The organism is Nonomuraea sp. NPDC023979, assembly GCF_040639085.1.
Classification (GTDB): domain Bacteria; phylum Actinomycetota; class Actinomycetes; order Streptosporangiales; family Streptosporangiaceae; genus Nonomuraea; species Nonomuraea ceibae.
This window is the reverse complement of the sequence record NZ_JBEZZG010000009.1, coordinates 146,721-171,983: the sequence shown is the minus strand read 5'-3', so window position 1 is coordinate 171,983 and position 25,263 is coordinate 146,721. Positions and strand designations below refer to the sequence as shown.

Sequence of the window (25,263 nt, the reverse complement as noted above, 5' to 3'; positions counted from 1 at the left end):
AGGAATCACTCAACGGACACGGCTGCACCGGCCCACCGGGGTGGCCGTGCCCCGGCACGACAACGCACGTCCGCTGACGGGGCGTCATGAAGCCATCTTCGCGCACGTCGGCCTTCTGCGTATGTGCCATACGGCTGGAACATAGGCCTTGCCTGGCGCCACCAGCACTTAGCTGCCGTGCCGCCTCACTGCGCGGAGTGTTCAGGCGACGGGCTCGATGCGGTTTCGGGCATTGCGGCCTTTGTTGCAGATACTGACGATCAGCTGGTAGGCCATGGTTTCCCGGGAGAAACCGGGGTAGTCCGAGTTGGAGCCTGCTCGTGAACTCATCACCACAACCTGCGATCGCCACCAACTCGCCTTCCCTCGCCGTCTGAGCAACTGGCTCAGATGGCTAAGCTCGACCGCCTCAGGGTGGTGGGCGAGGAAGCTGGCCAGCCCGCCAATGAGGGTGAAGTCCCATGTGTCAGCCTCCCGGCCCCACGCGCGCTCGGCGACACCGAGGGCCTGGTCCAAGACGCCGGGACCATGGTCATGAGTGATGCGCAGAAGGCTGGTAATGGCGCTGAGCCGGTCGTCTGCCGGCTCTCCCACCTGAAGGTTTCTCGCCTGCAGGACCCGGGCGGTCTCTGTGTAGGGGCGCAGGCCCGCCGCAACGCCAGCGCGGTATTCCTGCGGCCCCGACAACCGACGTGCCTCACGATGTTTGAGCAGGTACAACGCGGCTTCTGCGCGCTCGCTCAACCCGTGGTGGATCTCGGCGGAGACCGTGCGGACTCCTCGCAGTTTGCACGCGGCGAGGCGGTGGATGCCATCCAGCACTCTGCGGCTGCCGTCCGCCCGCTGCGACACCACGAGCACCCCAAGGGCGGCCTGCTGGAGTGTCGCTGCCAGGCGTCTGGTTCGGTCCCGGTCAACGGGATGGCTGGCATGCTCCCACGGCTCCAGCCGTGCCACGGGTGCGCCGCCGTCCAAGATCACGCAGTGCTCGGGCAGTTGGTAGTCGATCGGGATCCGCTGCTTGCTCATCTGCCCTCCACGTGGGTGTCGTCGGCCTTCATCATCAGCTCCCGGCGTCCAGTACGCCCCGGGATCGCGCGAGAAGCCGACCATCGGGTGCAGCGCAGGCCGCCACTTCTTCAGCAGCGACCGCTCCCCAACGTCTGCTTGCCCACCCGTCGCACCCTACGGTCCGCGCGATCGCCCCACCCGCGCTCGCCTTGTACACCCGTGTGACGCGACGGTAATGCGACCACAATCTCACGTACAGCAACGTGACATGACGGAACATCACGATTCGGTGACCCCTAAACCAACTCACCAAGCACGTGAGCAAGTGGGTTCCCCCGCACCTCTACCAGCGCAGACCTCTGGCCCTAAGGTCAACGGCTGGAGCCTCGGACCAGCGTGGAGAGGAATCGAATCGAGTCCTCGACCCGGTGCTTGATCGTGCGGAGAGTGGAGATGTCGAAGCGTCCTGCCGTACCGTGAGTGCCCCTGTTGAACTGGGAGAACAGGTTCATCACGTCGTTGACATTGGTCTCTACGAAGTCACCCAGGGCTTCGTAGCCAGCACCGTATTGAGTAAGCAGGTAACCGATCTTCTCTCGCCGGGCGACCGCCTTGCCGTCCGGTCCGCGCTCGCAGTCCGGCTTAGCCCGCAGCACCGCGGAGTCGGGTGCGTTCATGTTGATCAGCTCTACGATGACCTCGCGGGCACTGGTGCAGAAGTGCCGCGCAGCGTCGGGATTTCGCGGATTGATCGCGAAGAGGGCACCCTCCCAGCGCTTGTGCAGGTCTAGTGACAGGACGGACAGTTCGTCGGTGAGCGACGTTTCCTCGGTCTTCTCCGTGTCGGCCGCTGTCTCGCCCAATAGAGCGTTGGCGACGTGCGCGCTGTTGGCCGTCTCAGCTTCCGCCAAGTCGGCCAGCTCTTGCCCCCGTTCGTTCCAAAGTTCGGACTGTTCATCGACTTGGGAGTAGGCAGTGTGCAGCGCGATGGTGGAAGTCTGCACCGTGACGTAGCGCGTCGTCGAACGCTGGCGGTTCAACCGCGCGATCTCAGCGTTGAGCCGCTGTCGATTGGAGCGCACGCGCGCGTTGTACGCGCGCACTTCGCGGTTGTAGTCGTCGATGGCGCGCTTCACCTTGCGGTTGTGCTGGGCGACCTTACGGTTGTAGTCGGCGACCATGCGCTTGAACTGGGCCGGGGTGACCTTTCGTGGCATCTAATCCTCCGCGCACGCAACAGTAACGCCAGACGTTACAACAGCCCTCCGACAAATCGTGGGTCGCAACGAGCAGGACCTCCGGCAGCGCCCGGGTGTTGACGGCACAACTGTGGGCTCTGTGGGGGACGGCCCACCGCGCGTCGTCGACGACCGATGTACAAGCAGTTGGCTAACCTGATTCACGCCCGACATCGCTGCCGGCAGCTTTGAGGTACCCAGCAGATTCCGGACAGTCGGCTACATAAGCTGACAGAAGTCTGGAAGAGGTAGGTACGTGACGAGGCGTCGCAGGCAGTTCTCGCCGGGACGCGATCGTGCGGCTGGTCGGCGCCGTCCTGGCTGAGCAGCACGACGAATGGACCGAAGGGCGGCGCTACCTCGGCCTGGAGATCCTCGCTGATTGTCGTAAGGCTGCTGAGAGGAAGACCCAAGAAGACAATAATGATACGAATGTGACTAATAGTGCTATTGGTGCTGAAATAGGATTCAGATCGCGGAGTGGACGAATCTCATACACCACGATCTTGGACACGGCCCGTTTGGATTCCAAGCCGGTCAGGAGATGTTCGAGCGGGCGGCCCTCCCAGCCACCTCAGCGATGCCAACGGGACTTGGCGGCACCAGCGGTTGCTGGCCATTGATGGATCCGTGTTCGATCTACCCGAGACCGCAGTCATCGTCGGCGGCGACGCTATGGGCGTGGTCGCCCTCGGAGGCACAAGAGGGGATCAGAAGAGGTAGGTCAGAGTTCTACACGGGGTCGTTCGCTGATGTCCCGGCTGAGTAGGGTTCGAACGTCAGCTTCCGGGAGGCTTGAACGATTAATAAAATCGGCGAAGGACATGCCGGTTGTTTCCATTAGTTCTAGCGCACGATGCAGGAGTACAGGAGCCTCCGGATTTCCGAGAGCGCCTGGCTCCACTTTCCTCCACCCACGGACGGACAAGGCTTTCCATCCCTGCGCATAGGTGTGTTCGCTCATGACGCCGAGCGTTTTTGCCCTGACCAGGAGGGAAGCTAGCGAGACGTGCCATTTTGCTTTCAAGCGAAGAAAAGCGGGCCAATCAAGCTGCCTCGGGAGCTCGGATTTGATGTCGATGGAGGGCATAAGAAACGCGGCAGCGAATTCATGAGCTTGACTCTCAGTGACTTTGTCACCAATTTTTCCACTAATGCCATGCAAGACCAGGTGCCCTAGTTCGTGGGCCGCATCGAAGCGGGAGCGGTCACGCAGGCCCTTATCGGCCCCGAGAGCAACAACAGGCCTGTCTGGGAAGTCGACGCAGAATGCATCGACTTTTTCGATGCCGACGCGAAAGCGGACGACAACAATTCCGTTGATTTCCAGCAGTCGCACAACGTCCCGAATTGGACCGCGTGAGATGTTCCAGTGGGCACGAACCTGTGCGGCCGCTTGTTCGATGTCGGCGGGCTGAAGCGGCTTACCTTCATAGATGGGGATGCGCGGCACATTGAGCTCGGGCAACGCGACGTGTTTTTCGAGCTCAAGCGCAAGCTCCCGTGCGAGGTGGACGTAGGCGAGCGCTTGTTGGCGATCTCGAGGGGAGGTGGAACGAAGGCTACGAAAGAACCCGTTAGCCTGATCATTAGCGGGGAGGCGGGCTGGAGCAGCGAAAAACGACGGCGGTACGCGCAACGCGACCGCGAGCCGGCGAAGCGTCGATGCGGCGGGCTTCGTGTGTCCGTTCTCGAACTGGCTGATTGAGGCCGCGGTGACGGAGCCGACCTCCCGGGCCAGCTGCACCTGGGTGAGACCGCGAAGTTCGCGCGCCATGCGCAGTCGGGCGCGATCGAACAGGGCCGCGATGTCGCCGACATTCAGTTGCGGGTCGTTCACGTCGCTCGTCTCCGCGCCAGTCACCGTCCACCGATCAGCGGACGACTCTCGATCTTGATTCCTCCGCTCGCATCTTAGGCACACCTTGGTTACTGGACAGTCAAGTCTCCCGACTTTCAGCAGACACGCCAGGCAAAGTGTGTTCAACCACACATCTGCCCTGCCCTATAGTCTACCGTGAACCGAGAAGATGATGTTGAAATCTGAGGTTGCCTGGCGCGTGTGGGGACGGAGTTGAGGTATGAGGGTGCAGGAGTGCGTGCTGTCGGACGAGGTGATCTCCGCCGACTCGGCAGAGGCCGCATTGTGGGACGCCATCGTGGTGCCGAAAGAAATCAAGGAGCGGCTGCGCAACCAGACCGTGTTGTCGCTGTTCATGCGGCGTGACCTGCCGTTCGCGGTGACGGCGTTGCACGGTCTGTGCACGCTCTACGGTCCTCCCGGCACCGGCAAGACCACCTTGGCACGGGGTCTGCCGGCGCAGATCGCCTGCTACGTCCCCGGAGGCAAGGTCCGGCGGATCGAGATCAACCCGCACGGGCTGATGAGCGCCGAGCACGGACAGTCTCAGCAGCGAGTCAGCGAGCTGCTCAGCGAGTACGTGCCGGGTCTCGCATCGGATGGCCTGCCGACCGTGGTGATCCTGGACGAGGTCGAATCGATGGCGGTCGCCCGCTCGGCAGCGTCGCTGGCCGCCAACCCGGCAGATGTCCACCGCGCCACTGACGCGGTTCTCACCGTCTTGGATCTCAACGCCGCCGAGCACCCGCACCTCTTCTTCGTCGCGACCAGTAACTTCACCACTGCTCTGGACGAGGCGTTCCTCTCCCGCTCCGACGCCGCCATCCTCGTACCGCTTCCCGGGCCGGAGGCGCTGCGGGAGATCATGGCCTCCACGCTGCTGACGTTGGCCGACAAGTACCCAGCCTTGGGTGAGCTGGCGCGCTCCTCGGCGATAGACCACATCGCCGTAGCAGCTCGCGGGCTGGACGGTCGCCGTACACGTAAGGTGGTCTTCGAAGCCTTGGCGCAGCGGCTGGACACGGTCCTGGACCCCGGCAACCTCACCGAAGACGACCTGGCCGACGCGGTACGCAACGCTGTCGCGGACACGGGTCTGCCGGAGGTGTCTCGTGCTACGCATTAGGCAGGTCGCAGCCTCTCCCGTGCGCAGCGCCAGCGCGACCTGGACGGTGATCTCGGATCTCGTGGCCGACACCGTGGCGCTGTCCTCCGGGCTGTCTCGCGACGAGGCGGTACAGGCGATGTCGGCCGCCGAAGCGGTCGGACGGATGCTGATCGCAGCAGGGCACCTGCAGCAGCACCCGATCACCCTGGTGGCCGGCAAGGTGTACTGCGAGATCACGGCGGTGTCCGGCACGGCGGCGCTGACTTTGGACGAGAACCTCAACCCCGTCCCCGGCGCGGCGGGCGCCGACACTTTTATGATCTACCTGCCGTCCCCGGCCCCACTTCAGGCGCAGGTGAAGACAGCCGCTAACGGTCACACCCGGTTGTCTGACGCTGCCCCGCCCGCTCCAGAGACGAAGACTGCCAACGCTGGTCCGCTGATCGACCGTGAGGCTCTGCGACGGGCGGTGTCGCAGCGATGACCTCCACATACACCTTCAGCTACACCCGGACCCACACCGCCACCCACCTGACCGACGTCATTCTCGGTACCATCACCGACATCCTCGCCGACCTGGGGATCAGCATGAATCAGCTGCACCGCGACTGGGTGCAGAACGAGAACGCGATCAAAGCATGGATCGAGGAAGGCTCTCTCGACACGGTCGTCCTCGAGTGCCACCAACCTTCAGGCACCGTCGCACCGGTGATCGAGTTCCCGGTCTCCTACACCACCTCCGGGAACGGCAACGCTGAGTTCACCGCCTCTCGTGCCCGAGCCGCCCGGTTTCGGGCGAAGTTCGACCGGGTGCCCACGAGCACCACCTACCGGCTGTTCTGTACGTTCAACGGACCGCGCACCCCCCAGCCAGGTTGGGGTTCCGGCTGTCGGGCGAGCACGGACGGCCTTCGTGGCATCACCTTCGGCACCCTTGGCTCCGCCCCGCACGCCTCGACCGGCATGCGGTACTTCCACACCTGAAACCACGCGCAGGAACGGCCCCTATGGGATACATCGACGACGCCTTCACCAACCTCAAGCACAACCTAGAGATCACCCAGACCGAGCAGAATCTGGCGAAGGCACGCCACGAGACCATCCGCGACTTCGTCCGGTCTCACTGGGACCTCATCGACGACTTCCTGACCGGCAGCTACCGGCGCGACACCAAGACGAAGAAGCTCAAGGACATCGACATCTTCGTGGTCCTCGACGCTAACGGCTCCCAGGCAGATTTCCGCGATCAGGCCCCCATCGAGGTGATCAACGCCCTGGAGACCCTGCTCCGTCAGAAGTGGACCGCCGCCGCCCGGGACGGCATGGCCGTCGTAATCCCCTACGGCTCTGACGACGAGGTCATGTCGATCGACGTAGTCCCCGCCTTCAAGCGAGACGACGGCGGCTACTACATCCCCAATCCCTCGGCAGGCGACTGGATCGCAACCAATCCCAAGCGTCACCACGAGCTGAGCATCGCCAAGAACGCCGACTGCGACGGCAAGTACGTACCCTTCGTCAAGATGATTAAGGGCATCAACCGCGAACTCGGCGAGCCTGTGTCGCCTTCCTTCCTCCTGGAGGTCATGGCCCAATCGCTGGTGAAGCCGCCGATCGGGCGCTACCAGGACGAGGTCGTCCTGTTCCTGGCCACCGCCGCCGAACGCATCGGCGACGAGTGGCCCGACCCCGCCGGCCTGGGCGGTGACGTCAACGCTGTCATGAACGCCACCCAGAAACTCACCGCCGCCAACGCGCTCAACCAGGCCCGCGCCATCGCAGAACGGGCGGTAGACCTGGAGGACGAGGGCCAGGAACGCGCGGCCTACGACAAGTGGAAGCAACTGTTCGGGAACCGGCTAACCAAACCATGAACCTCTCCACCAACCCCGATGGTGTCCGTGGGATACCACCTCGGGCCATCCATGAGCGGCAGCTCGATGACGCCATGCTGCTCCTCCAGCGCGCCGCAGCGGCATGTCATCAGCGCGGCCAGTTCTTGGAAGCCGTGCGCGTCACCACCGCCGTTGCGCTCGCCGGGGCCGGTGTTCTGGTCACGCTTATCGGTCACGGCCGGGCACCCGTCTCGATCGTCGGGTTCTTCTGGTTCGTCGTCTCGGCGTTTCTGCTCAAGGGTCTTTCCGGAAGCACCGCCCGCCAGGGCGCCCTGCTCCAGGAGATGTTCGATACCGCCTTATTCCACTTGCCGTGGCGCGCCACCGTTGCTGGCGATCCCATCCCCCAACCCGACGTCCGCCGGCTCGCGCGTAAGCTGCCCCGAGGTGGGGCGAAGGACAAGCGCATCACTGACGGCTGGTACGACCCCACCAACGACGTTCACCACCCCTACGACGTGTTCATCGCCCAGGAACAGAATCTCGCTTGGGACGCCCGCCTCCGCCGCCGTTACAGCCACTTGATCGCCGCCACTGCGATCCTGTGGACCACCATCGGCCTAGTCGTCGGTCTCGCGGTTGCGGATGCCACGCTGCTCGACACGCTTCTCAGCTTCTTTGTCCCCTCCTTGGCGGCCTACCAGATCTCCTACGAGATCTGGTCAGGCCAACGCAAGGTGGCCGACGAACGCGACCGACTCACCAAGGTCGTCAACAGTGAGTTGCAGAACGGACGCCCCGGCCCCGTTCCCGACCACGAATGGCACCGCCTACGGAACGTCGCACGGGACGTGCAGGACGGCGTCCTCCGCACCCGCCTTGACACCACCCGAGTACCCGAATGGTTCTACAAACGCTTCCGCGACGACGACGAACGCGACTTCGGCGACACCGCAGAAGGCCACCGCGTACGCCTCGCCCAAGATGCACCCTAATTCGCCGCGTAGTGGCTGACCACCAACGAACACATCGCCTGTGAGCCTCGGGGCCTAAACAGAGCCAGTACGCAGTCAGGGACTGGAATCCTCAGACACGCTGGTTCAGATCAGCTCCCGGGAAGAGGATCCGCTCCAGCCTGCCTCGGCTTCGGCGGCCTCGTCGCTGATTCCGGAACTGGGAGCACGCCAGCGGCGGCAAGGTCGGCCTGACCGATCAGCGGTCCCGAGCACACGTCGGTCAGCAACTGATCCTGCTCCGGGTGCAGCAGGACGCATCCGGTCAGCACAGAGAGAAGTGCCAGAAAATCGAGTGTTAGCTCACGGTTCCAGGAGGTCTGTGTGATGTCGTCGAGGCTCGATAGTCGATGACCTCTTGACGTACGGGGTTGAACGTTCCGCTGCCCACGATGAGCGTCTGCGTTCCAGGGTCGTAGTTGAGGCGCTCGCCGAGCCGCTCAGGAAGTGCCCTGACTGCGGTTAGGCATTTGACGCCGAACCGCTCGACAAGGGCACGTTCTGAGCGTCTCCGTCCTGCGACTGGATCAACGCAGCGGCTACCGTAGGTGTGAAGCCAGAGGATCTCGCGTCCGATTGTCACCGCGCAATTCCACAATGTCGCATCCGCCGTGATGGGGACTCGAACGCCCGGTTGCCGAAGATGCTCCTGGAACCGGCGAGTGTATTCAGGGTGCGACAACAGGCGGCCGTGTACCTCGTCGATGCACAGCACGTGACCAGTCCGGGTTGGGGGCAGCACCCGCCGCGTGTGCTCGTGAATACCACCGCCACTATCAGCCACGACAACCCGCGATCTCGCGCCACTTAGTTCACCGTCCGGCCGTCGCCAGTCTGACGGGGATACGACGCCTGATCACGGCACCAGCTACACTTGCGCCAGTACAACGTACACTGCCAGGCCGCCACCGGTAGGTCCCGCGGGCGAGTGGTTATCCTGGCTCGCCATCCGCGCACTGCGGAGGTCAAGGTGGTCGAGTTCAATCGCCCTGATCGGCAGCGCCGCCGAACCGCGCGGCACCATAAGTGGCACATCTGCACTTCTTAGATGGAGCAGCCTAGAGCTGGGACAGAGATCACCTATCGAACGATCGAGGGCTAACCACCCAATCCGAGGTGGGCTACTCAGAATTGCAGTGGATTTCGACGATCGCTGCGATCGCCTTTTGGACGCTGTCTTGATCATGCCCTGCCGGCTGACCAAGCCGGGCTGCGAGCTTGTCGGCCATTTCAGCGGAAAGCTCTCCTAGCGGCTCATCAGCAAGAAGCTGAGCGAGCGTCTCCAACAATCGCACAATTACGTCGCCTTCATACCAATTCAGTAAAGGCGTCTCTAGCGGTTGCTCCCGCCGGGCACTGTCGACCTGCACGGCCAGTAGGTCGGCTAGCTCTAGGCGCGCGTAGCGCATCAGCGGACTGTCTGGAATCGCCATGACATCGAAGGTACTGGCTATCTCCGGGTCGTGCTGTCGAACGAAAGATGAGTACGGGCGAGCAGCTCGTTCATGTCTGCCTTGCAGAGGGATTCACGTAGTAGCAATGTCGGCGCCCCCAAGGCAAAGGGCGCCGACGGTATGTGTGGTTATCCTCCAAAGAACAGCGGCTCGGGCACATATGGCGCTATATCTGACAGCACAAGCATCAGCGTGGCTAGCATAAAATCACCTCTCGCATAGGGAAGCGGCATTTAGTAACAATGCAAGAGGCCCCACCTCCCCAACAAACCGACTCGCCGACAGCGTTCCTCTCCCACACAGACACGGCAGCTGTGATCGCTACTTGAGGCATCGGACATCGCCGGCCTCGCGACCGATGTGTCGCCCTCCTAGTCGGGGCGTGTCGAAGGGCTTGAGCGCACAATCGATCTTGCCTCAGGCCCGCAGGCGGCGTGCCTGAACGAGCCTCGCAGCAGGTAAATCACGCCTCTGGACGTTGGTGCACGGCTGGACAACCTCCACCATCCGATGCAGGCCCAGCACACAGCTTGAGCGCAATCAGCAGGCTGTACGCCAACTACTACCGCCTTAAAGCCACGGCGTCGGCGCTCAAGCCCGACGGCCCAGTCGCCCTGAACCAGTGACCGAAGTACCAGCCATGCGCCGAAACCGTACCGACGAGCAACCAGCGAGCAACCATCGGCGCGGCTCGACCTCGCCCAAGGCTCTCCGAGAACCGAGAAACCCCAGTTCAGCGCACTGAACTGGGGTTTCTATTATGGTGCGCCGCCAGGGACTCGAACCCCGGACCCGCTGATTAAGAGTCAGCTGCTCTGACCAACTGAGCTAGCGGCGCTTGCGACAGGTGTAACTGTACCAGCCGCCGCAGGCTGCCCGCACATCAGATCATCCGAGCCGGTCAGCCAGCTCCCGGTAGGTCCCCAGCACCAGCTCCCAGAACCGCGTCACGTCCAGCCCGGTCGCCACCAGCGCGTTCGGCTGCCGGTCGCGCAGGCGGAAGTCGACGACCGTCATCCCCCGGGTGAACTCGCCGATGGTCTCCACGTTCACCATTGCCGGGGTCTGCGTGACCAGGGACGGGTCCATCACGTACGCGACCGCGCAGGCGTCGTGGATGGCCGGGCCGCCGTCGGCGGTCACCTCGCCGTAGAACTGGGCGGCGGGGACCAGGAGTTCGGCGAGCCTGCCCAGCGGCCGCATGCGTTCCAGCACGTCGGAGGTGACGGTGGCGGTGAGCGTCACGTCCAGGCCGAGCATCTTGACCGTCCAGCCGGCCCCGAACACGATCTGGGCGGCCTCGGGGTCGGCGAGGATGTTGAACTCGGCCGCCGGGTTGTGGTTGCCGCGGGTGAACGAGCCGCCCATGATGACCAGGTCACGCGCCCATTCGACCACCCGGGGCTCGCGCAGCACGGCGAGCGCGATGTTGGTGAGCGGGCCGATGGCGACCAGGGTGATCTCGCCGGGGGCGGCGCGCAGGGTGTCGATGATGCGGTCGGCCGCGTGCCCGTCGGCGACGGTGAGGCTGGGGGCGGGCAGGACGACGCCGCCGAGGCCGCTCTCGCCGTGCACGGCGGCGGCCCGTACGGTGCGGCGCAGCAGCGCGCCGGAGCTGCCGGCGGTGACGGGCACGTCGCCGAGGCCGAGGAACTCGCGCAGTGCGAGGGCGTTGGCGGTGGTGAGGGAGAGGTCGACGTTGCCGCCGACGGTGGTGATGGCGACGATCTCCAGGCCGGGGGCGCCGGCGGCGAGGGCGAGCGCCATGGCGTCGTCGATGCCGGGATCACAGTCAATGAGGACTTTGGTCACGAAACCGTACGATACGCAAGAATCGGGGCCGGGCAGCTTCCCCCAAAGACTGCCCGGCCCCGATCCGAAGGCGGTCCAGGCCGGCGCCTTCCCCCAAAGGCGCCGGCGGTCCCGCACTGGCAGACCGCGGTCCCCCTCCGCGTCCGCTCCGGTGTAGGTCCTCTCAGGCCGGTCGCACTGCTTCCGACCTGCTTCGACACTACCGAGCCCTATGCAACGGACGCGTCATAACGCAGTTTAATATCCGCCTAATCAGGGCTACGGGATGTCCAAACGGACCTCGGTACCCTCCGAGAGCGAGGTGCCGACCGTGCAGTACTTCTCGTGCACCCGCGCCGCGACCGCCCTGAAGACCTCGTCGGCCTCCTCCGAGGGCAGTTCGACGTCGTAGGTGATGGTGACCGGGCCCAGGCGGTTGGGCTCGACCTTGTCCGCGGCGACGGTCATCGCCAGCCGCACCAGCCGGTGCCCGCGCTTGGCGGTGAGCGGCTCGACGGTCACGATGTTGCACCCGCCGACGGCCGCGAGCAGCAGCTCGACCGGGGTGAACACGCCCTCGTCGGTGCCGCCGCCCATGCGCACCTCGGCGCCGCGGGCGTTCGTCGCCCTGAACCCACCATCATCAGTCCGCTCAACACGCACGTTAGCCATGTTTTAGACCTTACTCAGATGGTTCTCATGTTCGGCACCCACAGTCGTGGACATGGCTCCTCTGCTGCTCTGCTCCGGCGTCGCGGCCGTCCTGCTCGGCACGTCGCGGCCCTTGGCCCTGCTCGTGTACGGCGTCGCGGCGCTGATGACCCTGCGCGGGCACCGGGGGCCCGCCCGCACCCGGGGCACCGTGCTCATCGCCACCGGCCTGGAGCCCGGCGCGCTGCGCTCCCTGCTGGCGAGCCGGGACGACGCCACCGTGGCCGTCTACCGCACCGACCGGGTGACCGAAGAGCTGCGCGACCTCCAGGACAGGTACGGCCTGGTGCTGGTCGTCGGCCAGGAACACGACCCCCGGGCCAAGGAACGGGTCAGCGCCTCCGGCCTGAGCCGGCAGGTGCCCGACATCGCCGAGCGCGAGGTGGTGCTGGCCGGGCCGCGCCACTTCCAGCGGTACGTGCGCGGCGCCCTGGCGCGGCTGGCCGTGCCGGAGACCCAGGTCAGAAGCACGACCGTCAAGTCCCGGCAATAGGCTTAACACGACATTACGCGCCATATGGGACTGTAGCTGGGGACAAGGAGGCAAAGGTGACGACTTTCCCCGGAAGCGCTCGGGTCGAGACGGTCATGGGCACGCAGGTCAGCGTCGACATCCGCACCGCCCTGCCGCAACGCGAGCTCACCCCTCTGCTGGACGACGCCTTCGCCTGGCTCCGCTGGGTGGAGGAGACGTTCGGCGCCACCAGCCCGGACAGCCAGATCACCCGGCTGAACCGCGGCCAGACCATCAGGCAGATCCCCGAGCTCATCGAAGTGCTGCACCGCTGCGACGAGCTGAGCGAGGCGACCGGCGGCTGGTTCGAGGCCCGCAGGAACGGCGTCGTCGACCCGTCCGGCTACATCAAGGGGTGGGCACTGGAACGCCTCTCCCGCGCGCTGGCCAACGCCGGCGCCGTCGACCACCGCATCAACGCCGGCGGCGACATCCGGGTGCGCGGCTCGGCCGCGCCGGGCAAGCGCTGGCGGGTCGGCGTCCGCGACCCGCACACGGGGCTGGTGCGCCGGGTGCTGTTCGCCAACGACCTCGGCATCGCCACCTCGGGCGGCTCCGGGATCGTCAACCCACGCACCGGGGAGCCGGAGACCACGCTCGGCTCGGTCACCGTGCTCGGCCCCGACTTGGGCGTCGCCGACGGCTACGCCACCGCCATGTACGCGATGGGACCCGTCCTGGCCCGGCGCTTCGCGCTGGAACAGGCGGCGGAGGGACCGTACGAGACATTGATCGTCAGCCGGGACGGACAGGAGTTCGGCACGCCCGGCCTGGCCGGCTACGGCGGGACGGAGACCCGCCTGGCCGGCTAGGCGTCGGGGTGCTCGCGCAGGTAGGCCAGGTAGACAGGACGCAGCGCCTCGCCCAGCTCGCCCTCACCCGCCGCGAGGGCGTCGCTGAGCAGCGCCGAAACGCGGCTCAGGTCGGCCGTGGTCTCCTTCTCGTGGCCGGACGCCGCCTCGGCGGCGGGGATCACCTTCAGCAGGTTCCACAGGAATCCCAGATCCCCGTGGCGCACGGCGTAGCGCACCGCGCGGTCGTGCAGCTCGGCGGCCGGCAGCGACTCCAGATCAGTGGCTTCCATCTCACTCCCTCCCCCATGGCACGCACCTTTCCCTCGTCCGAGGGCCGATAACGTGGGAGGATCAATCAGCGTGAGATTCATCATCCGAACCCTGGCGGCAGCGGCCGCCCTCTGGGTGGCCCTCCAGCTCCTCGACGGCATCCGGATCACCGCTCCGGAGAACTCGCTCTCCTACTGGGGCACGCTGCTGATCGTGGCGCTGATCTTCGGCCTGATCAACGCCATAGTCAAGCCCATCGTCAAGGCCCTGGGGTGCGCGCTCATCGTGCTCACGCTGGGCCTGTTCCTGCTGGTCATCAACGGCGCCATGCTGATGCTGACGAGCTGGATCTCCGGCCAGCTCGACATCCCCTTCCACGTGGACGACTTCTGGCCGTCGGCGATCGTGGGCGCGCTCATCATCAGCGTCGTGAGCTGGATCCTCGGCCTGATCATCCCCGGCGACGACTAGCCTGTCGCGGGTCCACGCGGAGAGCTGACCGGGCCGCGTGGGCCGGCGTAGGTCAGCTCGCACTTCCCGTCGGCGCACGAGCGCCGCAACCGGCCCATCGAGACCGTCTGGGCCAGCCCGATCGCCCAGCACGCCGGGCAGCCGCGCAGCGCCAGCAGCCCGACGGGGGCCAGCAGCAGGCTGACCGGCCCGAGCAGCGGCAGCAGCGCCACCGCCCCGGCCAGCGCCCCGAACCCGGCCGCCCCGCGCAACAGGTGGCGGGGCAGCGACGCGCTCGCGAAACTCCTGCCGTCAGACATCTCCGGTTCCCCTCTCCAGTGTGTGGTGGACGGCCGCCCTGGCCCGGTGCAGCCGTGACTTCATCGCCGGGACGCTGAGGCCGAGGGCGTCGGCGACCATCCGGCCGCTGATTCCCTGCACGTCCCGCATGATCAGCACGCGCCGCTGGTCGGCGGGCAGCGCGGCGATCGCCGCCGCCACCCGCCCGGCCTCCAGTCGGTCCAGCACCTCCTCCTCCGCCGACCTCGCGGCGGTCTCCGGGGGCGGCGCGGGCGGCCGCCCCAGCATGCGGGCACGGCGCAGGCACTCGTTGCGGACGATGCGGAACATCCACGACGCCAGCGCCCCGGACGCCCGCAACGTCCCGATCTTCCGGTAGAGGATGATGAGCGCTTCCTGCGCGGCGTCCTCGGCGTCCTCCGGGGTCGCGCACAGCGAGCGGGCGAAGCGCCGCACGTGCGGGTGCGAGCCCGACACCAGCGCCGCGATCGACTCGGCGTCGCCCTCCTGCGCGCCCGCGATCAGCCTGGCGCCGGGCCAGGACTGCTCAGCCACGCGACCTGCTCCTGCGGCGCAGGACGAGCACGCACGTGCAGACGAGCACGGCCCCGGCGATGACGGCGGCGGCGACGATCATGACGACCTCCCTGGTCGATGGCTTCTCGGTCATAAGAGGCAGGGAGGCGGTCAAAGGATTCAGCGGGCGGCGACGGAGCCGCGCTCGCGGAGGGTGGGCTGCTGGACGACGCGGCGGCGCCGGGCCCCGCCGTCGGCCGCCTCCGCCATCAGGCGGACCGCGGCCGAGACGATCCCGTCGATGTTCCAGTCGACGGTCGTCAGCCCCGGCGTGAGCAGCCCGGACATCGGATGGTCGTCGTAACCCAGGACCGACACGTCGCCGGGGATGGACAGGCCCAGCTCCGCCGCCGCCGCGTAGACCCCGTACGCGATCGAGTCGGCGAAGCAGAAGACGGCGCTCGGGCGGGCGCCGGAGAGCAGGGCGCGGGCGGCGGCGGTGGCGGCGGCCAGGTCGTGCGGGGCGGTGGCGACCTCGATGTCGAGGCCCAGCCGGTCGCCCTCGGCGGTGACGTGCACGTCGGCGGGGCGGTCGGGGGTGCTGGGCCGGGTCGGGGTGAGCACGCCGACGCGGCGGTGGCCGAGGGCGCGCAGGTGCTCCAGGGCGAGCGTGACGCCGCGCCGGTTGTCGAAGACGACCTCGCCGGCCGTGCCCGCCAGCGAGTCGCCGATCGCCACGACGGGCAGCGACTCGCACAGCTCGGGCCAGAACTCCGCCGCCGGGTCGAGCGGCTGCACGATCATGCCGTCGACGCGCTGGTCGCGGAGCTGCTGGGCGAGGGCGCGCTCGCGGCCCGGGTCGCCGACGGCGTCGAGGATGAGCGCGTAGCGGTCCTTCTCGCGCAGGCCGCGGCTGATGCCGACGGCCAGCGACTGCTGCCACAGGTCCTCCAGCGAGGCGCAGAGCAGCCCGATCATGCCGGTGCGGCCGCTGGCCAGGGCCCTGGCGATGGGGTCGGCCTCGTAGCCGAGCCGGTCGGCGGCGGCGCGCACGCGCTGCATGGTCTCCTCGGAGACCTGGAGGCCGCGCAGTGCGTAGGAGACCGCGGCGGGCGACAGACCGGTCGCCTGGGCCACTTCCCGGAGCGTCGCTCGCTTGCGGGGCATCCTGACACCCTAAACGGTGCCGGTGACAGAAGCTCCCTAGTTTCATGTATTGTCAGTCGGAAATACAGGAAGGAGCCGTTCCGGTGAGCATCGACGTGCACCAGCATGTCTGGACGCCCGCGTTCGTCCGCGCGCTGCGCGCCCGCGCGACCCCGCCGCGCCTCGACGGCTGGACGCTGCTCCTGGACGGCGAGCCGCCCTACGAGGTGGACCCGGCGGCCCACGAGCACCGCGACACCACCGGCCTGGAGCTGGCGCTGGTCTCGCTGTCGAGCCCGCTCGGCATCGAGTCGCTGCCGCCCGGCGAGGCGTGGCCGCTGCTCGACGCCTACCACGCGGGCGCGCTGGCGCTGCCGCCGCCGTTCGGCGCCTGGGCCGCCACCTGCCACAGCGCCCCCGACCCCGACCGGCTGGCCGCCGACCTCGACCGCGGCTTCGCCGGCCTGCAGATCCCGGCCACCGCCGGGTTCGACGACGCCCTGCTGGAAGTCCTCACCGACCGCGACCTGCCGCTGTTCGTGCACCCGGGCCCCGCCCGCGGCCCGGCGGACGGGCCCGGCTGGTGGCCCGCGGTCGTCCCGTACGTGCAGCAGATGCACGCCGCCTGGCACCGCTTCCACGCCGAGGTACGGCCCCGGCACCCGCGCCTGCGGGTGTGCTTCGCGCTGCTCGCCGGACTCGCCCCGCTGCACACCGAACGGCTCATCGCCCGGGGCGGCGGCGGCCGGGGCGTGGTCGACCCTGACAGCTACGTGGAGACCTCCTCCTACGGGCCGCGCGCCATCGACGCCGTGGTCCGCGAACTCGGCGTCGACGTCGTCGTCAACGGCTCAGACGCCCCCTACGGCACCGCGCCCGACCTCGGGCTGGGCGCGGCGGCCGCACATGCCGTCCATGTCACCAACCCGCGCCGCCTGCTCGGCGGAAAGGAGTCATCAACGTGAGCGAGCACCTCGGCACCCCGATCCCCGAACGCACCCTGGACCGGCGGGAGCTGCGCGACCTGGTCGACCGGCTGGCCGCCGACCCCGCCGGCTGGCAGGACCAGGTCGACTTCCCGGCCGACGGCCGCAGGCACTACGCCTCGCTCTACCGGGACGCGTACGTGGACGTGTGGCTGCTGTGCTGGCGGCCGGAGGACGACACGGGCTGGCACGACCACGACGTGTCCTCCGGCGCGGTGCACGTGGTGGAGGGCGCGCTGCTGGAGTGCAACCCGCGCATCGGCGGCGAGCACCTGGAGACCGTGGTGCCCGAGGGGCGCTCGTTCTCCTTCGGCCCCGACCACATCCACCGGCTCACCGGCGCGACCGAGCGCAGCGTCTCGATCCACGCCTACTCGCCGCCGCTGTGGCGGCTGGGCCAGTACTCGATCGACGACAGCGGCGTCATGCGGCGCGTCTCGGTCAGCTACGCCGACGAGCTGCGGCCCCTCGACGGCGTCAGCGCTGTGGCCTGAGCACGCAGCAGCTTCCGCAGGCCTCCACGTCCGGCAGCGTGATCCACAGGCAGCACGTCCGGCGGAAGTAGCCGTCACCGGCGGGCTCGACGAGCCCGTCGACCGGCTTGCCGATCTCCTTGAGCAGCCCCATGTAGTCGGCCCGCTCGATCTGCGTCAGCGGGTGCGCGATCGCCTCGGCGGTCGAGCCCCACAGCGTCCGCTCGCCCACCTTGGCCATCGCGCTGAGCGCCCGGACGAGCGGGCGCTGCGACTCGGCGAGCGCGCCGCCGATCGCGGCGGGCGCGGAGTCGCCCGAGGCCCAGGTCACGCCGGTGGCGGCGATCGTCACCCCGGCGTCGGACACCTTGAAGTACGTGTCGGCCAGCCGCATGATCGGCACCCGCCCGTCCAGCGCCCAGCCGAGCGCCATCGGCAGCGTGTGCCAGTAGCCGTAGGTCTTCCAGAACAGCGCCGCGCCGACGTGCCGTGGCGCGTTCCAGCGGGCCGCCGTCTGGTCGACCAGCTCGCCCAGCAGCGTGTGGGGCTCGCGGGCCAGCTCGGCGGCGGGGGTCCAGCTCTCGTCGGGATCGATGACCAGGCCCGGCTCGACACCGATCACGCCGCCGCGCGCGTCGGCCATCCGGGTGAGCACCTCGGTCAGCACGTTCGATCCCTTCGCCTATAGGTAAGCCTTGCCTAAGGTAGCAGGGCGTCCGGCGAACCAGCCAGCGACCAGTTGCAGCCCCACCATCGCCAGCCCGAACACCAGCGGCGCCGTCCACCCGCCCGACTCCTGCCGCAGCAGCCCGAACACCAGCGGCCCCACCGCCGCCAGCAGGTAGCCCGCCGACTGGGCCACGGCCGACAGCGCCGTCACCTCGGCCGGATCGGCCGGCCGCATCGCGATGATCAGCAGCGCCAGCGCGAACGACGCGCCCTGCCCCACCCCCAGCACGATCATCGACAGCCACGGCAACGTCGCCGGCGCCACCAGCACCGCCACGTAACCCGCCGCCGTCAGCAGCGTCGCCGCCATCACGTACGGCACCTGCGACGGCCGCCGCCCCGCCAGCACCGGCACCGCCAGCGTCGCGCCCACCTGCACCAGCGTCGTCAGGCTGAGCAGATAGCCCGCCTGGTCCGCGGGCAGCCCGGCGTCCAGGAAGATCTTCGGCAGCCAGGCCAGCATCACGTAGAAGGTGAGCGACTGCAGGCCCATCCAGGCGGTCACGTACCAGGTCACCCGGCTGCGCACTACGGCGCGGAACGGGCGCGGGCCCTGCCTCGGCGCCGCCCGCCCGCCGAACGCCTGCGGCAGCCACAGCAGCGCCGCCACCAGCGCGGGCACCGCCACCAGCGCCGACACGCCGCGCCAGCCGTAGCCGGTGACCTGCTCCAGCGGCACCACCAGCGCCGACGACGCGGCGGCCCCGCCCACGATGCCGGCGCTGTAGACGCCCGTCAGCAGGTTGACCCGGCCCGGGAAGTGCTGCTTGACGAGGCCCGGCATGGCGACGTTCATCACCGCGATGGCCGTGGCCGCGACGGCGGCGCCCGCGTACAGCACGAGCGGGCCGTCGAGGCCGCGCACCGCCACGCCGCCCGCCAGCACCAGCAGGCCCGCCAGCAGCGTACGGTCCAGCCCGATCCGCCCGGCCAGCATCGGCGCCACCGGCCCGAACACGCCCAGGCACACCACCATGACCGTCGTGATGCCCCCGCCGCCCGCGGGCGTCAGGCCGGTGTCGGTCATGATCTCGTCGAGGAGGGGGGAGATGCCGGCGATGGCCGGGCGCAGGTTCAACGCGGCCAGCACGAGCCCGGCCACGAGGAGAGCAACTCTCATAGCGGATCTACCTTCCCATATCCGTTGACAACGTTGTCTGCGCCGGATCGGTGCGGCAGTATCCAGTCGTGAGACCGACGATGAAGGACGTCGCCTCGGCGGCCGGCGTGGCCCTCAAGACCGTGTCCCGCGTGGTCAACGGCGAACCCGGCGTCCACCCCGCCACCGCCGACCGCGTGCGCGCCGCCATCGACACGCTCGGCTACAGCCGCAACGAGAGCGCCCGCGTCCTGCGCCGGGGCCGCACCGCCACGATCGGGCTCGTCATCGAGGACGTCGCCGACCCGTTCTACTCCTCACTCGGCCGCGCCGTCGAAGACGTCTCCGCCTCACACGGCTGCCTCCTGCTCAGCGGCTCCTCCAGCGAGGAACCCGCCAGAGAACGCGAGCTCGTGCGCACCTTCTGCGCCCGCCGCGTCGACGGGCTCATCATCGTCCCCGCCGGCGCCGACCACACCTACCTGCGGCCCGAACTCGACGCCGGCACCCCCGCCGTCTTCGCCGACCGGCCCCCCGGGCCCGGCGTGGACGCCGACACCGTGCTCAGCGACAACAGCGGCGGCGCCGCCCTCGCCACCCGCCACCTGCTGGCCCACGGCCACACCCGGATCGCCTTCCTCGGCGACGACCCCGCCATCTTCACCGCCGACCGGCGGCTGCACGGCTACCGCGCCGCCCTCGGCGACCGCTACGACGAACGGCTCGTCGCCATGCGCGCCCCCGACCTCGATTCCGTACGGGCCGACCTGCGCCGCATGCTGGCCCTCGACCAGCCCCCCACGGCGGTGTTCACCGGCAACGGCCGCCTCACCGTCACCGTCCTGCGCGCCCTCGCCGGGCAGCCGATGGCGCTCGTCGGGTTCGACGACTTCGAACTGGCCGACCTGCTCGTCCCCGGCGTGACCGTCGTCGCCCAGGACCCCGCCGGCATGGGCCGCACCGCGGCCGACCTGCTGTTCCGCCGCATGGCCGGCGACACCGGGCCCTCCGAGCACCCGCTGCTGCCCGTCCGCCTCATCCCCCGCGGCTCCGGCGAGCTGGTGCTGTGACCAGAAGGGTTCACGCGCCTGGCCGTCCCCCACCTCCACGTGGTGCCCCGCCTCCTCCAGAGCGATGACGGCCTCCCGTTCGCTCAGCTGGGGAACCAGAACCAGGTCGCTCACCCGACCGGCGTCGCCACCCGGCGCGGCGGGCGCAGCGAACCCGCCAGGGCGAACGCCACGGCCACACCCGCGGCGCCCGCGGCCACGATCGCCACCTGCGGCGAGAACACCTCGCCCAGCACCCCCACCAGGGCCGCGCCCGCCGCCTGGCCCGTCATCAGACCCGCCGACAGCAGGCCGAACGCCTGACCGCGCACCTCCTCCGGGACCGCCTCCAGGAAGCGGCGCTGCAGGCCCAGCTGGTACGACAGGCCCGCCGCCGCCACCGCCGCCAGCACCGCCGCCCAGCCGGCACCCGGACCCGCCACGAACCCCAGCCACGGCACCCCGAGCAGCACCGCGAGCGGCAACGACAACCGCTCCCGCAGCAACGGCGCCGCGAACCTGCCCACGGCGAACTCCCCCACCGCCATGCCACCGGCCGCCGCCGCCAGCACCACGCCCGCCTCCCCCTGGCCGCCCAGATACGGCACGATCATCGCCTCCGCCCCGGCCAGCCACAACGTCGGCGCCCACGACGCCAGCAATAACCCCCGCACCCGGGGGTCGGCCACGAGCATCCGATTCACCCGCAACGTCTCCCGCACCGCCCCCGCCGACCCCCCACCGAAGCCGACCCGCCTTGCGGAGGCGCCCCGCCCACCGGCGACGACCCGCTCCCCGGGGACGGCGGCCGGCCCCTCGGGCTCGGGATGGGCGGGGGAAGCGGTGTGGTCGGCCGACGCGGCCTCGGAGAGGGTGGCGGGCTTCGGGAGGGGGGTGCGGCGGGGGGTGTGGTGGGGGAGGCCGAGGCGGAGGATGAGGGCGGCGACGGCGGAGAGGCCGGCCGTGGCGGCGAGGGCCGTGTGGGGCCCGGCGGCGGCGAGGAAGGCGCCGCCGACGGCGAGGCCGGCGATCTGGGCCGAGGCGGAGGTGACGCCGAGGAGGGAGCGCCCGAGGACGAAGGCGTCGCCGGGCAGCACCTCGGGCAGCAGGGCGCTGCGCGCGGCGCCGAAGACGGGCGAGAACAGCCCGGTGACGAGGACGAGCGCGAGCATCGCCCAGACGGGCAGTCCGGCGTAGGCGAGCAGCAGGCAGACGACGACGCGGACGAGCTCGCCGGCGATCATGAGGCCGCGGGCGGGGAGCCGGTCGGCGAGGGAGAGCAGGAAGAGCCCGCCGAAGATGTAGGGCAGCCAGCCGGCCATGTAGGCGGCGGCGGACAGCCCGGGTGACCCGGTCTGGGCGAAGACGAGCACGGACAGGGCGAGCATCTTGATGGAGTCGCCGGCCACGAGCAGCGCGAAGCTGCCGAACAGGACCCGGAACTCGCCTACCGCGAACACCTCTCGGAAGGTGGCACCGCGTTCGGTGGACTCGGTGGACACGTACGGCTCCTTCACAGGCTGGGGGCGGCCCCGAGGGAGGGTGGGGCCGCCGGGTTCGATGGTGGCGGGCGCCGGCGTACGGAGGCGATGCTTTCGGATATAACCGAAAGGTGGGTGTGAGCATTGAGGTGACCCCGCAGGACGTGGCGGCGAGCAGGTTCGCGATCTCGCCGCTGATCGAGACGATGCACGCGCAGTGGGTGCTGAGCGGCCGGATCGGTCCGGGGCCGCATCGGCGCTGGCTGGAGCGGTGGCGGGGGGCGTACGAGGAGTTGGAACGCCGGCATCCGGTGCTGGAGGCGATCCTGTACGTGGCGGCGAACAAGGGGCAGGCGAACGTGGACTTCGTGGCGCCGCCGCCGGCCGGGTTGAAGGTGCCGTTCGAGGCGGAGCTGGCGGCGGTGCGGGTGACGCCGGTGGAGCAGGCGCACGCGGAGATCGCCCGGGTGCTGGCGGCGCGGGCGCCGGTGCCCGCGCCGGCGCGGGAGCTGCTGCTGGGCGGCGACGTGGTGCGGCTGGTGGCGGACGCGTTCGAGGAGTTGTGGAGCAGGATCGTCCGTCACAGCTGGCCGTTCTTCCACGCGATCCTGGAGCGCGACGTGGTGCAGCGGGCCGGGCGGCTGGCGACGTACGGCTGGGCGGCGGCGCTGGAGGACCTGAGCGCGCAGGTGCGCTGGCACGACGACGGGCACATCACGGTGCGCGTGTCGGGGCGGGAGCGGCATCGGCTGGGCGGCCGGGGGCTGCTGTTCGTGCCGTCGGTGTTCACCACGGGGGTGGGCGCGTATCTGGCGGAGGCGTGGCCGTACGCGCTGGTCTATCCGGCGCGCGGCACGGGCGTGGTGCCGCCGGCGGCGGACGGCGCGGGGCTGGTGGCGCTGATCGGCCGGACGCGGGCGCGGATCCTGGCGGAGCTGGCCACGCCGGCGACGACGACGCACCTGGCCGCGCTGCTCGGGCAGAGCGTGGGCGGGACGGGCGGGCACGTGGCGGCGTTGCGCGGCAGCGGCCTGATCACCGGCACCCGGACGGGGCGCAGTGTCCTGTATGCGCGGACCGCGCTGAGGGACGCCTTGATCGCGGGTTCCCTCTAACCTTTCCTCTGGAGAGCACGAAGGTATAGTCAAAGCGCATCCGTTCAGCAACAACGTTCACGATCCAGGGGGCGCGCGCCATGAACGACGACGCCGTACAGGAAGCCCGCTTCCCGCACGAGCTGATGTACGCGGCGGCGTCGCAGTACTACCTCCAGGACGCCACGCAGGCCGACATCGCCAAGCGGCTCGGGGTGAGCCGGGCGACGGTGAGCCGACTGCTCACGGAGGCGCGCAAGCAGGGCATCGTCGAGATCCGCGTGCACCGGCCGGCCACGCTGGCCGAGGGCCCGCTGGCCGGTGAGGTGGCCGACGCGCTGCGGCTGCGGCGCGTCTACCTGGTGCCCCGGGTGAGCGGCCCGGCGCTGGGCCCGTGGCTGGCTCCGGGCCTGGCCAGGGCGCTGGCGGGGGCGGAGCTGAAGTCGGGCGACGTGGTGCTGGTGTCGTCGGGCAGCACGGTGTACGAGTGCGCCCGCGAGTCGCTGGGCCGCTATCCGGGCGTGACGATCGCACCGGCGGTGGGCGGCCAGCAGGATCCGCAGCCGTGGTTCCAGACGAACGAGACGACCAGGCTGCTGGCCGAGCGGGTGGGCGGCGTGCCGAGCTACCTGTACGCGCCCGCGCTGCCGGGTCCCGAGCTGTTCTACTCGCTGCGGCACGAGCCGTCGGTGCGCCGGGTGATGGACCAGTGGGCGCACGCGAAGTGCGCGATCGTGGGCGTGGGGTCGCCGCCGCTGATGCGGCAGGTGGTGCCCGCGTTCGTGCCGCGTGACGCGCCGAGCCTGCGTGAGGCGGTCGGCGACGTGTGCTCGCGCTTCTACGACCGTGACGGCGAGCCGGTGGGCTATCCGGGCAGCGAGCGCCTGGTCGCGGCCGGTCTGGAGGAGCTGCGGCGCATTCCTCACTCGATCGCGGTCGCGGTGGGCGCGGAGAAGGTGCTGTCGATCGTCGCCGGGGCCAGGGGCGGCTACTTCAACCAGCTCGTCACCGACGCGCTCACGGCCGAGAGCCTGCTCGCCGCCACTCGCTGACCCTTCTCCCGGGTGAATCCCAGGTCACAGCCATGCCAATTCCGTGAACAGAATTGCTGGACAAATATTCTGAGCCGGGCTAGCGTGAGGCGCACCACAGGACGTGACCCTGCGTGAGGGGGCGTCCCTGGTCGCACTCGGGGGACGCGACGCAACGAAACCGTCCGTGAGGACGTAGCGAGTGAGGAATGATCCCGTGAACACAACCAAGATCCGGATCGCGGCCGTGGCGGTCCTCGCGACTTCCGCGCTCGCCGCGTGCGGCTCCGGCTCCACCGGCGGCGACGCGGGCAGCGGCGGCACCGGCGGCGGCGTCGAGAACGCCAAGGTGGCCTTCCTCATGCCGGACCTCGCCTCCACCCGGTACGAGCTGCAGGACCGGCCGCTGTTCGAGGCCAAGGTCAAGGCCCTCTGCCCGACGTGCAGCGTCATCTACCAGAACGCCGACTCCGACGCGGCCAAGCAGCAGCAGCAGGCCAACTCCGCGCTCGCCCAGGGCGTCAAGGCGATCGTGATCGACCCGGTCGACTCCGCCGCCGCGGCCACCATCGTGAAGTCCGCGCAGTCGCAGGGCGTGCCGATCATCGCCTACGACCGGCCGATCCCGGCCACCCCCGCCGACTACTACATCTCCTTCGACAACGAGAAGATCGGCGCCATGATCGGCCAGTCGCTGGTCGACCACCTCAAGGCGGAGAAGGCCGAGGGCGGCCTGCTGCAGGTCAACGGCTCCCCCACGGACGCCGCCGCCGGCCTGATCAAGAAGGGCATCCACTCGGCCATCGACAACAGCGGCTTCAAGCTGCTGGCCGAGTACGACACCCCCGACTGGCAGCCGGAGAAGGCGCAGACCTGGGTCAGCGGCCAGATCACCCAGTTCGGCGACGACATCGCCGGCGTGGTCGCGGCCAACGACGGCACCGGCGGCGGCACGATCGCCGCGTTCAAGGCCGCGGGCAAGGACGTGCCGCCGGTGACGGGCAACGACGCCGAGGTGGCCGCCGCCCAGCGCATCATCAAGGGCGACCAGTACAACACGATCTCCAAGCCGATCAAGATCGTGGCGGAGGCCGCGGCGGACGTCGCGTTCAAGTTCATGAAGGGCGAGAAGCCGGCCGGTGAGGCGACGCTGTTCAACACGCCGTCGCAACTGTTCACGCCGACCGTGGTGACGCGGGAGAACATCAAGGAAGTGCTGTTCGACAGCGGCATCATGAAGGCCGCCGACGTGTGCACGGCCGAGTACGCCGAGGGCTGCACCGAGCTCGGCATCAAGTAGGGGAGTCTC

Annotated in this window: 29 protein-coding genes and 1 tRNA gene; 14 read left to right on the top strand and 16 right to left on the bottom strand. The window is 68.9% G+C overall.

Annotation, left to right across the window (positions count from 1 at the left end):
- Positions 1-201 precede the first annotated feature (201 nt).
- The 3 genes from AB0G11_RS18905 to AB0G11_RS18895 form a co-directional block, all read right to left on the bottom strand.
- Positions 202-1,029, bottom strand: a complete 828-nt coding sequence (locus AB0G11_RS18905) for a DUF6551 family protein (protein ID WP_357587006.1) — start codon at positions 1,027-1,029, stop codon at positions 202-204.
- 353 nt (positions 1,030-1,382) lie between these two features.
- Positions 1,383-2,228: a hypothetical protein gene (locus AB0G11_RS18900; protein ID WP_357587004.1), complete on the bottom strand. Its 846-nt coding sequence runs from the start codon at positions 2,226-2,228 to the stop codon at positions 1,383-1,385.
- Between the two features lie 745 nt (positions 2,229-2,973).
- Positions 2,974-4,089, bottom strand: coding sequence for an XRE family transcriptional regulator (locus tag AB0G11_RS18895; protein ID WP_357587002.1), 1,116 nt, complete (start codon positions 4,087-4,089; stop codon positions 2,974-2,976).
- A gap of 241 nt (positions 4,090-4,330) precedes the next feature.
- Here AB0G11_RS18895 and AB0G11_RS18890 point away from each other — a divergent pair, with 241 nt between their 5' ends.
- From AB0G11_RS18890 to AB0G11_RS18870, 5 genes are read left to right on the top strand one after another with little or no spacing between them, the layout of a single operon-like run.
- Positions 4,331-5,236, top strand: coding sequence for an AAA family ATPase (locus tag AB0G11_RS18890; protein WP_357587000.1), 906 nt, complete (start codon positions 4,331-4,333; stop codon positions 5,234-5,236).
- Positions 5,237-5,255: 19 nt separating this feature from the next.
- Positions 5,256-5,702, top strand: a complete 447-nt coding sequence (locus AB0G11_RS18885; RefSeq protein ID WP_357586998.1) for a hypothetical protein — start codon at positions 5,256-5,258, stop codon at positions 5,700-5,702.
- Positions 5,699-6,202, top strand: coding sequence for a hypothetical protein (locus AB0G11_RS18880; RefSeq protein ID WP_357586996.1), 504 nt, complete (start codon positions 5,699-5,701; stop codon positions 6,200-6,202). Before AB0G11_RS18885 ends, AB0G11_RS18880 begins: the two co-directional genes overlap by 4 nt.
- A 23-nt stretch (positions 6,203-6,225) precedes the next feature.
- Positions 6,226-7,092: a CBASS oligonucleotide cyclase gene (locus tag AB0G11_RS18875; RefSeq protein ID WP_357586994.1), complete on the top strand. Its 867-nt coding sequence runs from the start codon at positions 6,226-6,228 to the stop codon at positions 7,090-7,092.
- Complete coding sequence (locus tag AB0G11_RS18870; RefSeq protein WP_357586992.1) at positions 7,089-8,048, top strand: S-4TM family putative pore-forming effector; 960 nt, start codon at positions 7,089-7,091, stop codon at positions 8,046-8,048. Before AB0G11_RS18875 ends, AB0G11_RS18870 begins: the two co-directional genes overlap by 4 nt.
- A 316-nt stretch (positions 8,049-8,364) precedes the next feature.
- Here AB0G11_RS18870 and AB0G11_RS18865 read toward each other — a convergent pair whose 3' ends face one another.
- From AB0G11_RS18865 to AB0G11_RS18845, 5 genes are all read right to left on the bottom strand, one after another.
- The gene (locus tag AB0G11_RS18865) at positions 8,365-8,781 is read right to left on the bottom strand and encodes a type ISP restriction/modification enzyme (protein WP_357586990.1); all 417 of its coding nucleotides are present in this window, start codon (positions 8,779-8,781) and stop codon (positions 8,365-8,367) included.
- 406 nt (positions 8,782-9,187) lie between these two features.
- Positions 9,188-9,499 (bottom strand): hypothetical protein, encoded by a 312-nt coding sequence (locus tag AB0G11_RS18860; protein WP_357586988.1) that lies wholly within the window; start codon positions 9,497-9,499, stop codon positions 9,188-9,190.
- Between the two features lie 782 nt (positions 9,500-10,281).
- A tRNA-Lys gene (locus AB0G11_RS18855) sits at positions 10,282-10,358 on the bottom strand.
- A 50-nt stretch (positions 10,359-10,408) separates the two neighbouring features.
- Positions 10,409-11,332: a nucleoside hydrolase gene (locus AB0G11_RS18850; protein ID WP_219506907.1), complete on the bottom strand. Its 924-nt coding sequence runs from the start codon at positions 11,330-11,332 to the stop codon at positions 10,409-10,411.
- Positions 11,333-11,590: 258 nt separating this feature from the next.
- Positions 11,591-11,983 carry an OsmC family protein gene (locus tag AB0G11_RS18845; RefSeq protein WP_219506913.1) on the bottom strand — a complete coding sequence of 131 codons (393 nt, stop codon included), beginning with the start codon at positions 11,981-11,983 and terminating at the stop codon, positions 11,591-11,593.
- Between the two features lie 52 nt (positions 11,984-12,035).
- On the opposite strand from AB0G11_RS18845, the gene AB0G11_RS18840 reads away from it, so the two are divergent.
- Together AB0G11_RS18840 and AB0G11_RS18835 are read left to right on the top strand one after the other, a co-directional pair.
- Entirely contained in the window at positions 12,036-12,515 is a 480-nt protein-coding gene (locus tag AB0G11_RS18840; RefSeq protein ID WP_219506915.1) for a hypothetical protein, read from the top strand.
- A 56-nt stretch (positions 12,516-12,571) separates the two neighbouring features.
- The gene (locus tag AB0G11_RS18835) at positions 12,572-13,348 is read left to right on the top strand and encodes an FAD:protein FMN transferase (protein WP_357586986.1); all 777 of its coding nucleotides are present in this window, start codon (positions 12,572-12,574) and stop codon (positions 13,346-13,348) included.
- On the opposite strand, the gene AB0G11_RS18830 is transcribed toward AB0G11_RS18835, so the two are convergent.
- On the bottom strand, positions 13,345-13,620 hold the full coding sequence (locus AB0G11_RS18830; RefSeq protein ID WP_219506919.1) for a hypothetical protein: 276 nt from the start codon (positions 13,618-13,620) through the stop codon (positions 13,345-13,347). The two genes, AB0G11_RS18835 and AB0G11_RS18830, sit on opposite strands and share 4 nt — an antisense overlap.
- Before the next feature lie 70 nt (positions 13,621-13,690).
- Here AB0G11_RS18830 and AB0G11_RS18825 point away from each other — a divergent pair, with 70 nt between their 5' ends.
- Complete coding sequence (locus tag AB0G11_RS18825) at positions 13,691-14,071, top strand: phage holin family protein (protein ID WP_219506921.1); 381 nt, start codon at positions 13,691-13,693, stop codon at positions 14,069-14,071.
- Here the strand turns inward: AB0G11_RS18825 and AB0G11_RS18820 are convergent.
- From AB0G11_RS18820 to AB0G11_RS18805, 4 genes are read right to left on the bottom strand one after another with little or no spacing between them, the layout of a single operon-like run.
- Positions 14,068-14,370, bottom strand: coding sequence for a hypothetical protein (locus AB0G11_RS18820; RefSeq protein WP_219506923.1), 303 nt, complete (start codon positions 14,368-14,370; stop codon positions 14,068-14,070). The genes AB0G11_RS18825 and AB0G11_RS18820 overlap by 4 nt on opposite strands.
- On the bottom strand, positions 14,363-14,905 hold the full coding sequence (locus AB0G11_RS18815; protein ID WP_219506924.1) for an RNA polymerase sigma factor: 543 nt from the start codon (positions 14,903-14,905) through the stop codon (positions 14,363-14,365). The genes AB0G11_RS18820 and AB0G11_RS18815 overlap by 8 nt, the downstream gene beginning before the upstream one ends.
- The gene (locus AB0G11_RS18810) at positions 14,898-15,020 is read right to left on the bottom strand and encodes a hypothetical protein (RefSeq protein ID WP_281427050.1); all 123 of its coding nucleotides are present in this window, start codon (positions 15,018-15,020) and stop codon (positions 14,898-14,900) included. The genes AB0G11_RS18815 and AB0G11_RS18810 overlap by 8 nt, the downstream gene beginning before the upstream one ends.
- Positions 15,021-15,046: 26 nt before the next feature.
- Positions 15,047-16,033 (bottom strand): LacI family DNA-binding transcriptional regulator, encoded by a 987-nt coding sequence (locus tag AB0G11_RS18805; RefSeq protein WP_219506926.1) that lies wholly within the window; start codon positions 16,031-16,033, stop codon positions 15,047-15,049.
- An 83-nt stretch (positions 16,034-16,116) separates the two neighbouring features.
- On the opposite strand from AB0G11_RS18805, the gene AB0G11_RS18800 reads away from it, so the two are divergent.
- Together AB0G11_RS18800 and AB0G11_RS18795 are read left to right on the top strand one after the other, a co-directional pair.
- Positions 16,117-16,977, top strand: coding sequence for an amidohydrolase (locus AB0G11_RS18800; RefSeq protein ID WP_308125825.1), 861 nt, complete (start codon positions 16,117-16,119; stop codon positions 16,975-16,977).
- Positions 16,974-17,492, top strand: coding sequence for a cysteine dioxygenase family protein (locus AB0G11_RS18795; protein WP_308125826.1), 519 nt, complete (start codon positions 16,974-16,976; stop codon positions 17,490-17,492). The genes AB0G11_RS18800 and AB0G11_RS18795 overlap by 4 nt, the downstream gene beginning before the upstream one ends.
- On the opposite strand, the gene AB0G11_RS18790 is transcribed toward AB0G11_RS18795, so the two are convergent.
- Both AB0G11_RS18790 and AB0G11_RS18785 read right to left on the bottom strand, forming a co-directional pair.
- Complete coding sequence (locus tag AB0G11_RS18790; RefSeq protein WP_219506928.1) at positions 17,476-18,138, bottom strand: (2Fe-2S)-binding protein; 663 nt, start codon at positions 18,136-18,138, stop codon at positions 17,476-17,478. The two genes, AB0G11_RS18795 and AB0G11_RS18790, sit on opposite strands and share 17 nt — an antisense overlap.
- Before the next feature lie 15 nt (positions 18,139-18,153).
- Positions 18,154-19,320 carry an MFS transporter gene (locus AB0G11_RS18785; RefSeq protein WP_357586985.1) on the bottom strand — a complete coding sequence of 389 codons (1,167 nt, stop codon included), beginning with the start codon at positions 19,318-19,320 and terminating at the stop codon, positions 18,154-18,156.
- A gap of 80 nt (positions 19,321-19,400) precedes the next feature.
- Between AB0G11_RS18785 and AB0G11_RS18780 the strand changes: the two genes are divergently transcribed.
- Positions 19,401-20,369 carry a LacI family DNA-binding transcriptional regulator gene (locus AB0G11_RS18780; protein WP_357587188.1) on the top strand — a complete coding sequence of 323 codons (969 nt, stop codon included), beginning with the start codon at positions 19,401-19,403 and terminating at the stop codon, positions 20,367-20,369.
- A gap of 110 nt (positions 20,370-20,479) precedes the next feature.
- On the opposite strand, the gene AB0G11_RS18775 is transcribed toward AB0G11_RS18780, so the two are convergent.
- Positions 20,480-21,850, bottom strand: coding sequence for an MFS transporter (locus AB0G11_RS18775; protein WP_357586983.1), 1,371 nt, complete (start codon positions 21,848-21,850; stop codon positions 20,480-20,482).
- A gap of 116 nt (positions 21,851-21,966) precedes the next feature.
- On the opposite strand from AB0G11_RS18775, the gene AB0G11_RS18770 reads away from it, so the two are divergent.
- From AB0G11_RS18770 to AB0G11_RS18760, 3 genes are all read left to right on the top strand, one after another.
- A complete protein-coding gene (locus AB0G11_RS18770) occupies positions 21,967-22,944 on the top strand; it encodes an ArsR family transcriptional regulator (RefSeq protein WP_357586981.1) in 978 nt (325 codons plus the stop codon).
- Between the two features lie 80 nt (positions 22,945-23,024).
- On the top strand, positions 23,025-23,975 hold the full coding sequence (locus AB0G11_RS18765) for a sugar-binding domain-containing protein (protein ID WP_219506943.1): 951 nt from the start codon (positions 23,025-23,027) through the stop codon (positions 23,973-23,975).
- A 196-nt stretch (positions 23,976-24,171) separates the two neighbouring features.
- Positions 24,172-25,254, top strand: a complete 1,083-nt coding sequence (locus AB0G11_RS18760) for a sugar ABC transporter substrate-binding protein (RefSeq protein WP_219506945.1) — start codon at positions 24,172-24,174, stop codon at positions 25,252-25,254.
- The last annotated feature ends 9 nt before the right edge of the window (positions 25,255-25,263 follow it).

What these genes read in the sequence shown, in the direction of transcription:
- AB0G11_RS18805 (WP_219506926.1), bottom strand. Translation starts at nt 16,033, where the DNA reads ATGCCCCGCAAGCGAGCGACGCTCCGGGAAGTGGCCCAGGCGACCGGT.
- AB0G11_RS18785 (WP_357586985.1), bottom strand. Translation starts at nt 19,320, where the DNA reads ATGAGAGTTGCTCTCCTCGTGGCCGGGCTCGTGCTGGCCGCGTTGAAC.
- AB0G11_RS18900 (WP_357587004.1), bottom strand. Translation starts at nt 2,228, where the DNA reads ATGCCACGAAAGGTCACCCCGGCCCAGTTCAAGCGCATGGTCGCCGAC.
- AB0G11_RS18820 (WP_219506923.1), bottom strand. Translation starts at nt 14,370, where the DNA reads ATGTCTGACGGCAGGAGTTTCGCGAGCGCGTCGCTGCCCCGCCACCTG.
- AB0G11_RS18875 (WP_357586994.1), top strand. Translation starts at nt 6,226, where the DNA reads ATGGGATACATCGACGACGCCTTCACCAACCTCAAGCACAACCTAGAG.
- AB0G11_RS18810 (WP_281427050.1), bottom strand. Translation starts at nt 15,020, where the DNA reads ATGACCGAGAAGCCATCGACCAGGGAGGTCGTCATGATCGTCGCCGCC.
- AB0G11_RS18860 (WP_357586988.1), bottom strand. Translation starts at nt 9,499, where the DNA reads ATGGCGATTCCAGACAGTCCGCTGATGCGCTACGCGCGCCTAGAGCTA.
- AB0G11_RS18880 (WP_357586996.1), top strand. Translation starts at nt 5,699, where the DNA reads ATGACCTCCACATACACCTTCAGCTACACCCGGACCCACACCGCCACC.
- AB0G11_RS18780 (WP_357587188.1), top strand. Translation starts at nt 19,401, where the DNA reads ATGAAGGACGTCGCCTCGGCGGCCGGCGTGGCCCTCAAGACCGTGTCC.
- AB0G11_RS18905 (WP_357587006.1), bottom strand. Translation starts at nt 1,029, where the DNA reads ATGAGCAAGCAGCGGATCCCGATCGACTACCAACTGCCCGAGCACTGC.
- AB0G11_RS18830 (WP_219506919.1), bottom strand. Translation starts at nt 13,620, where the DNA reads ATGGAAGCCACTGATCTGGAGTCGCTGCCGGCCGCCGAGCTGCACGAC.
- AB0G11_RS18845 (WP_219506913.1), bottom strand. Translation starts at nt 11,983, where the DNA reads ATGGCTAACGTGCGTGTTGAGCGGACTGATGATGGTGGGTTCAGGGCG.
- AB0G11_RS18870 (WP_357586992.1), top strand. Translation starts at nt 7,089, where the DNA reads ATGAACCTCTCCACCAACCCCGATGGTGTCCGTGGGATACCACCTCGG.
- AB0G11_RS18765 (WP_219506943.1), top strand. Translation starts at nt 23,025, where the DNA reads ATGAACGACGACGCCGTACAGGAAGCCCGCTTCCCGCACGAGCTGATG.
- AB0G11_RS18890 (WP_357587000.1), top strand. Translation starts at nt 4,331, where the DNA reads ATGAGGGTGCAGGAGTGCGTGCTGTCGGACGAGGTGATCTCCGCCGAC.
- AB0G11_RS18840 (WP_219506915.1), top strand. Translation starts at nt 12,036, where the DNA reads ATGGCTCCTCTGCTGCTCTGCTCCGGCGTCGCGGCCGTCCTGCTCGGC.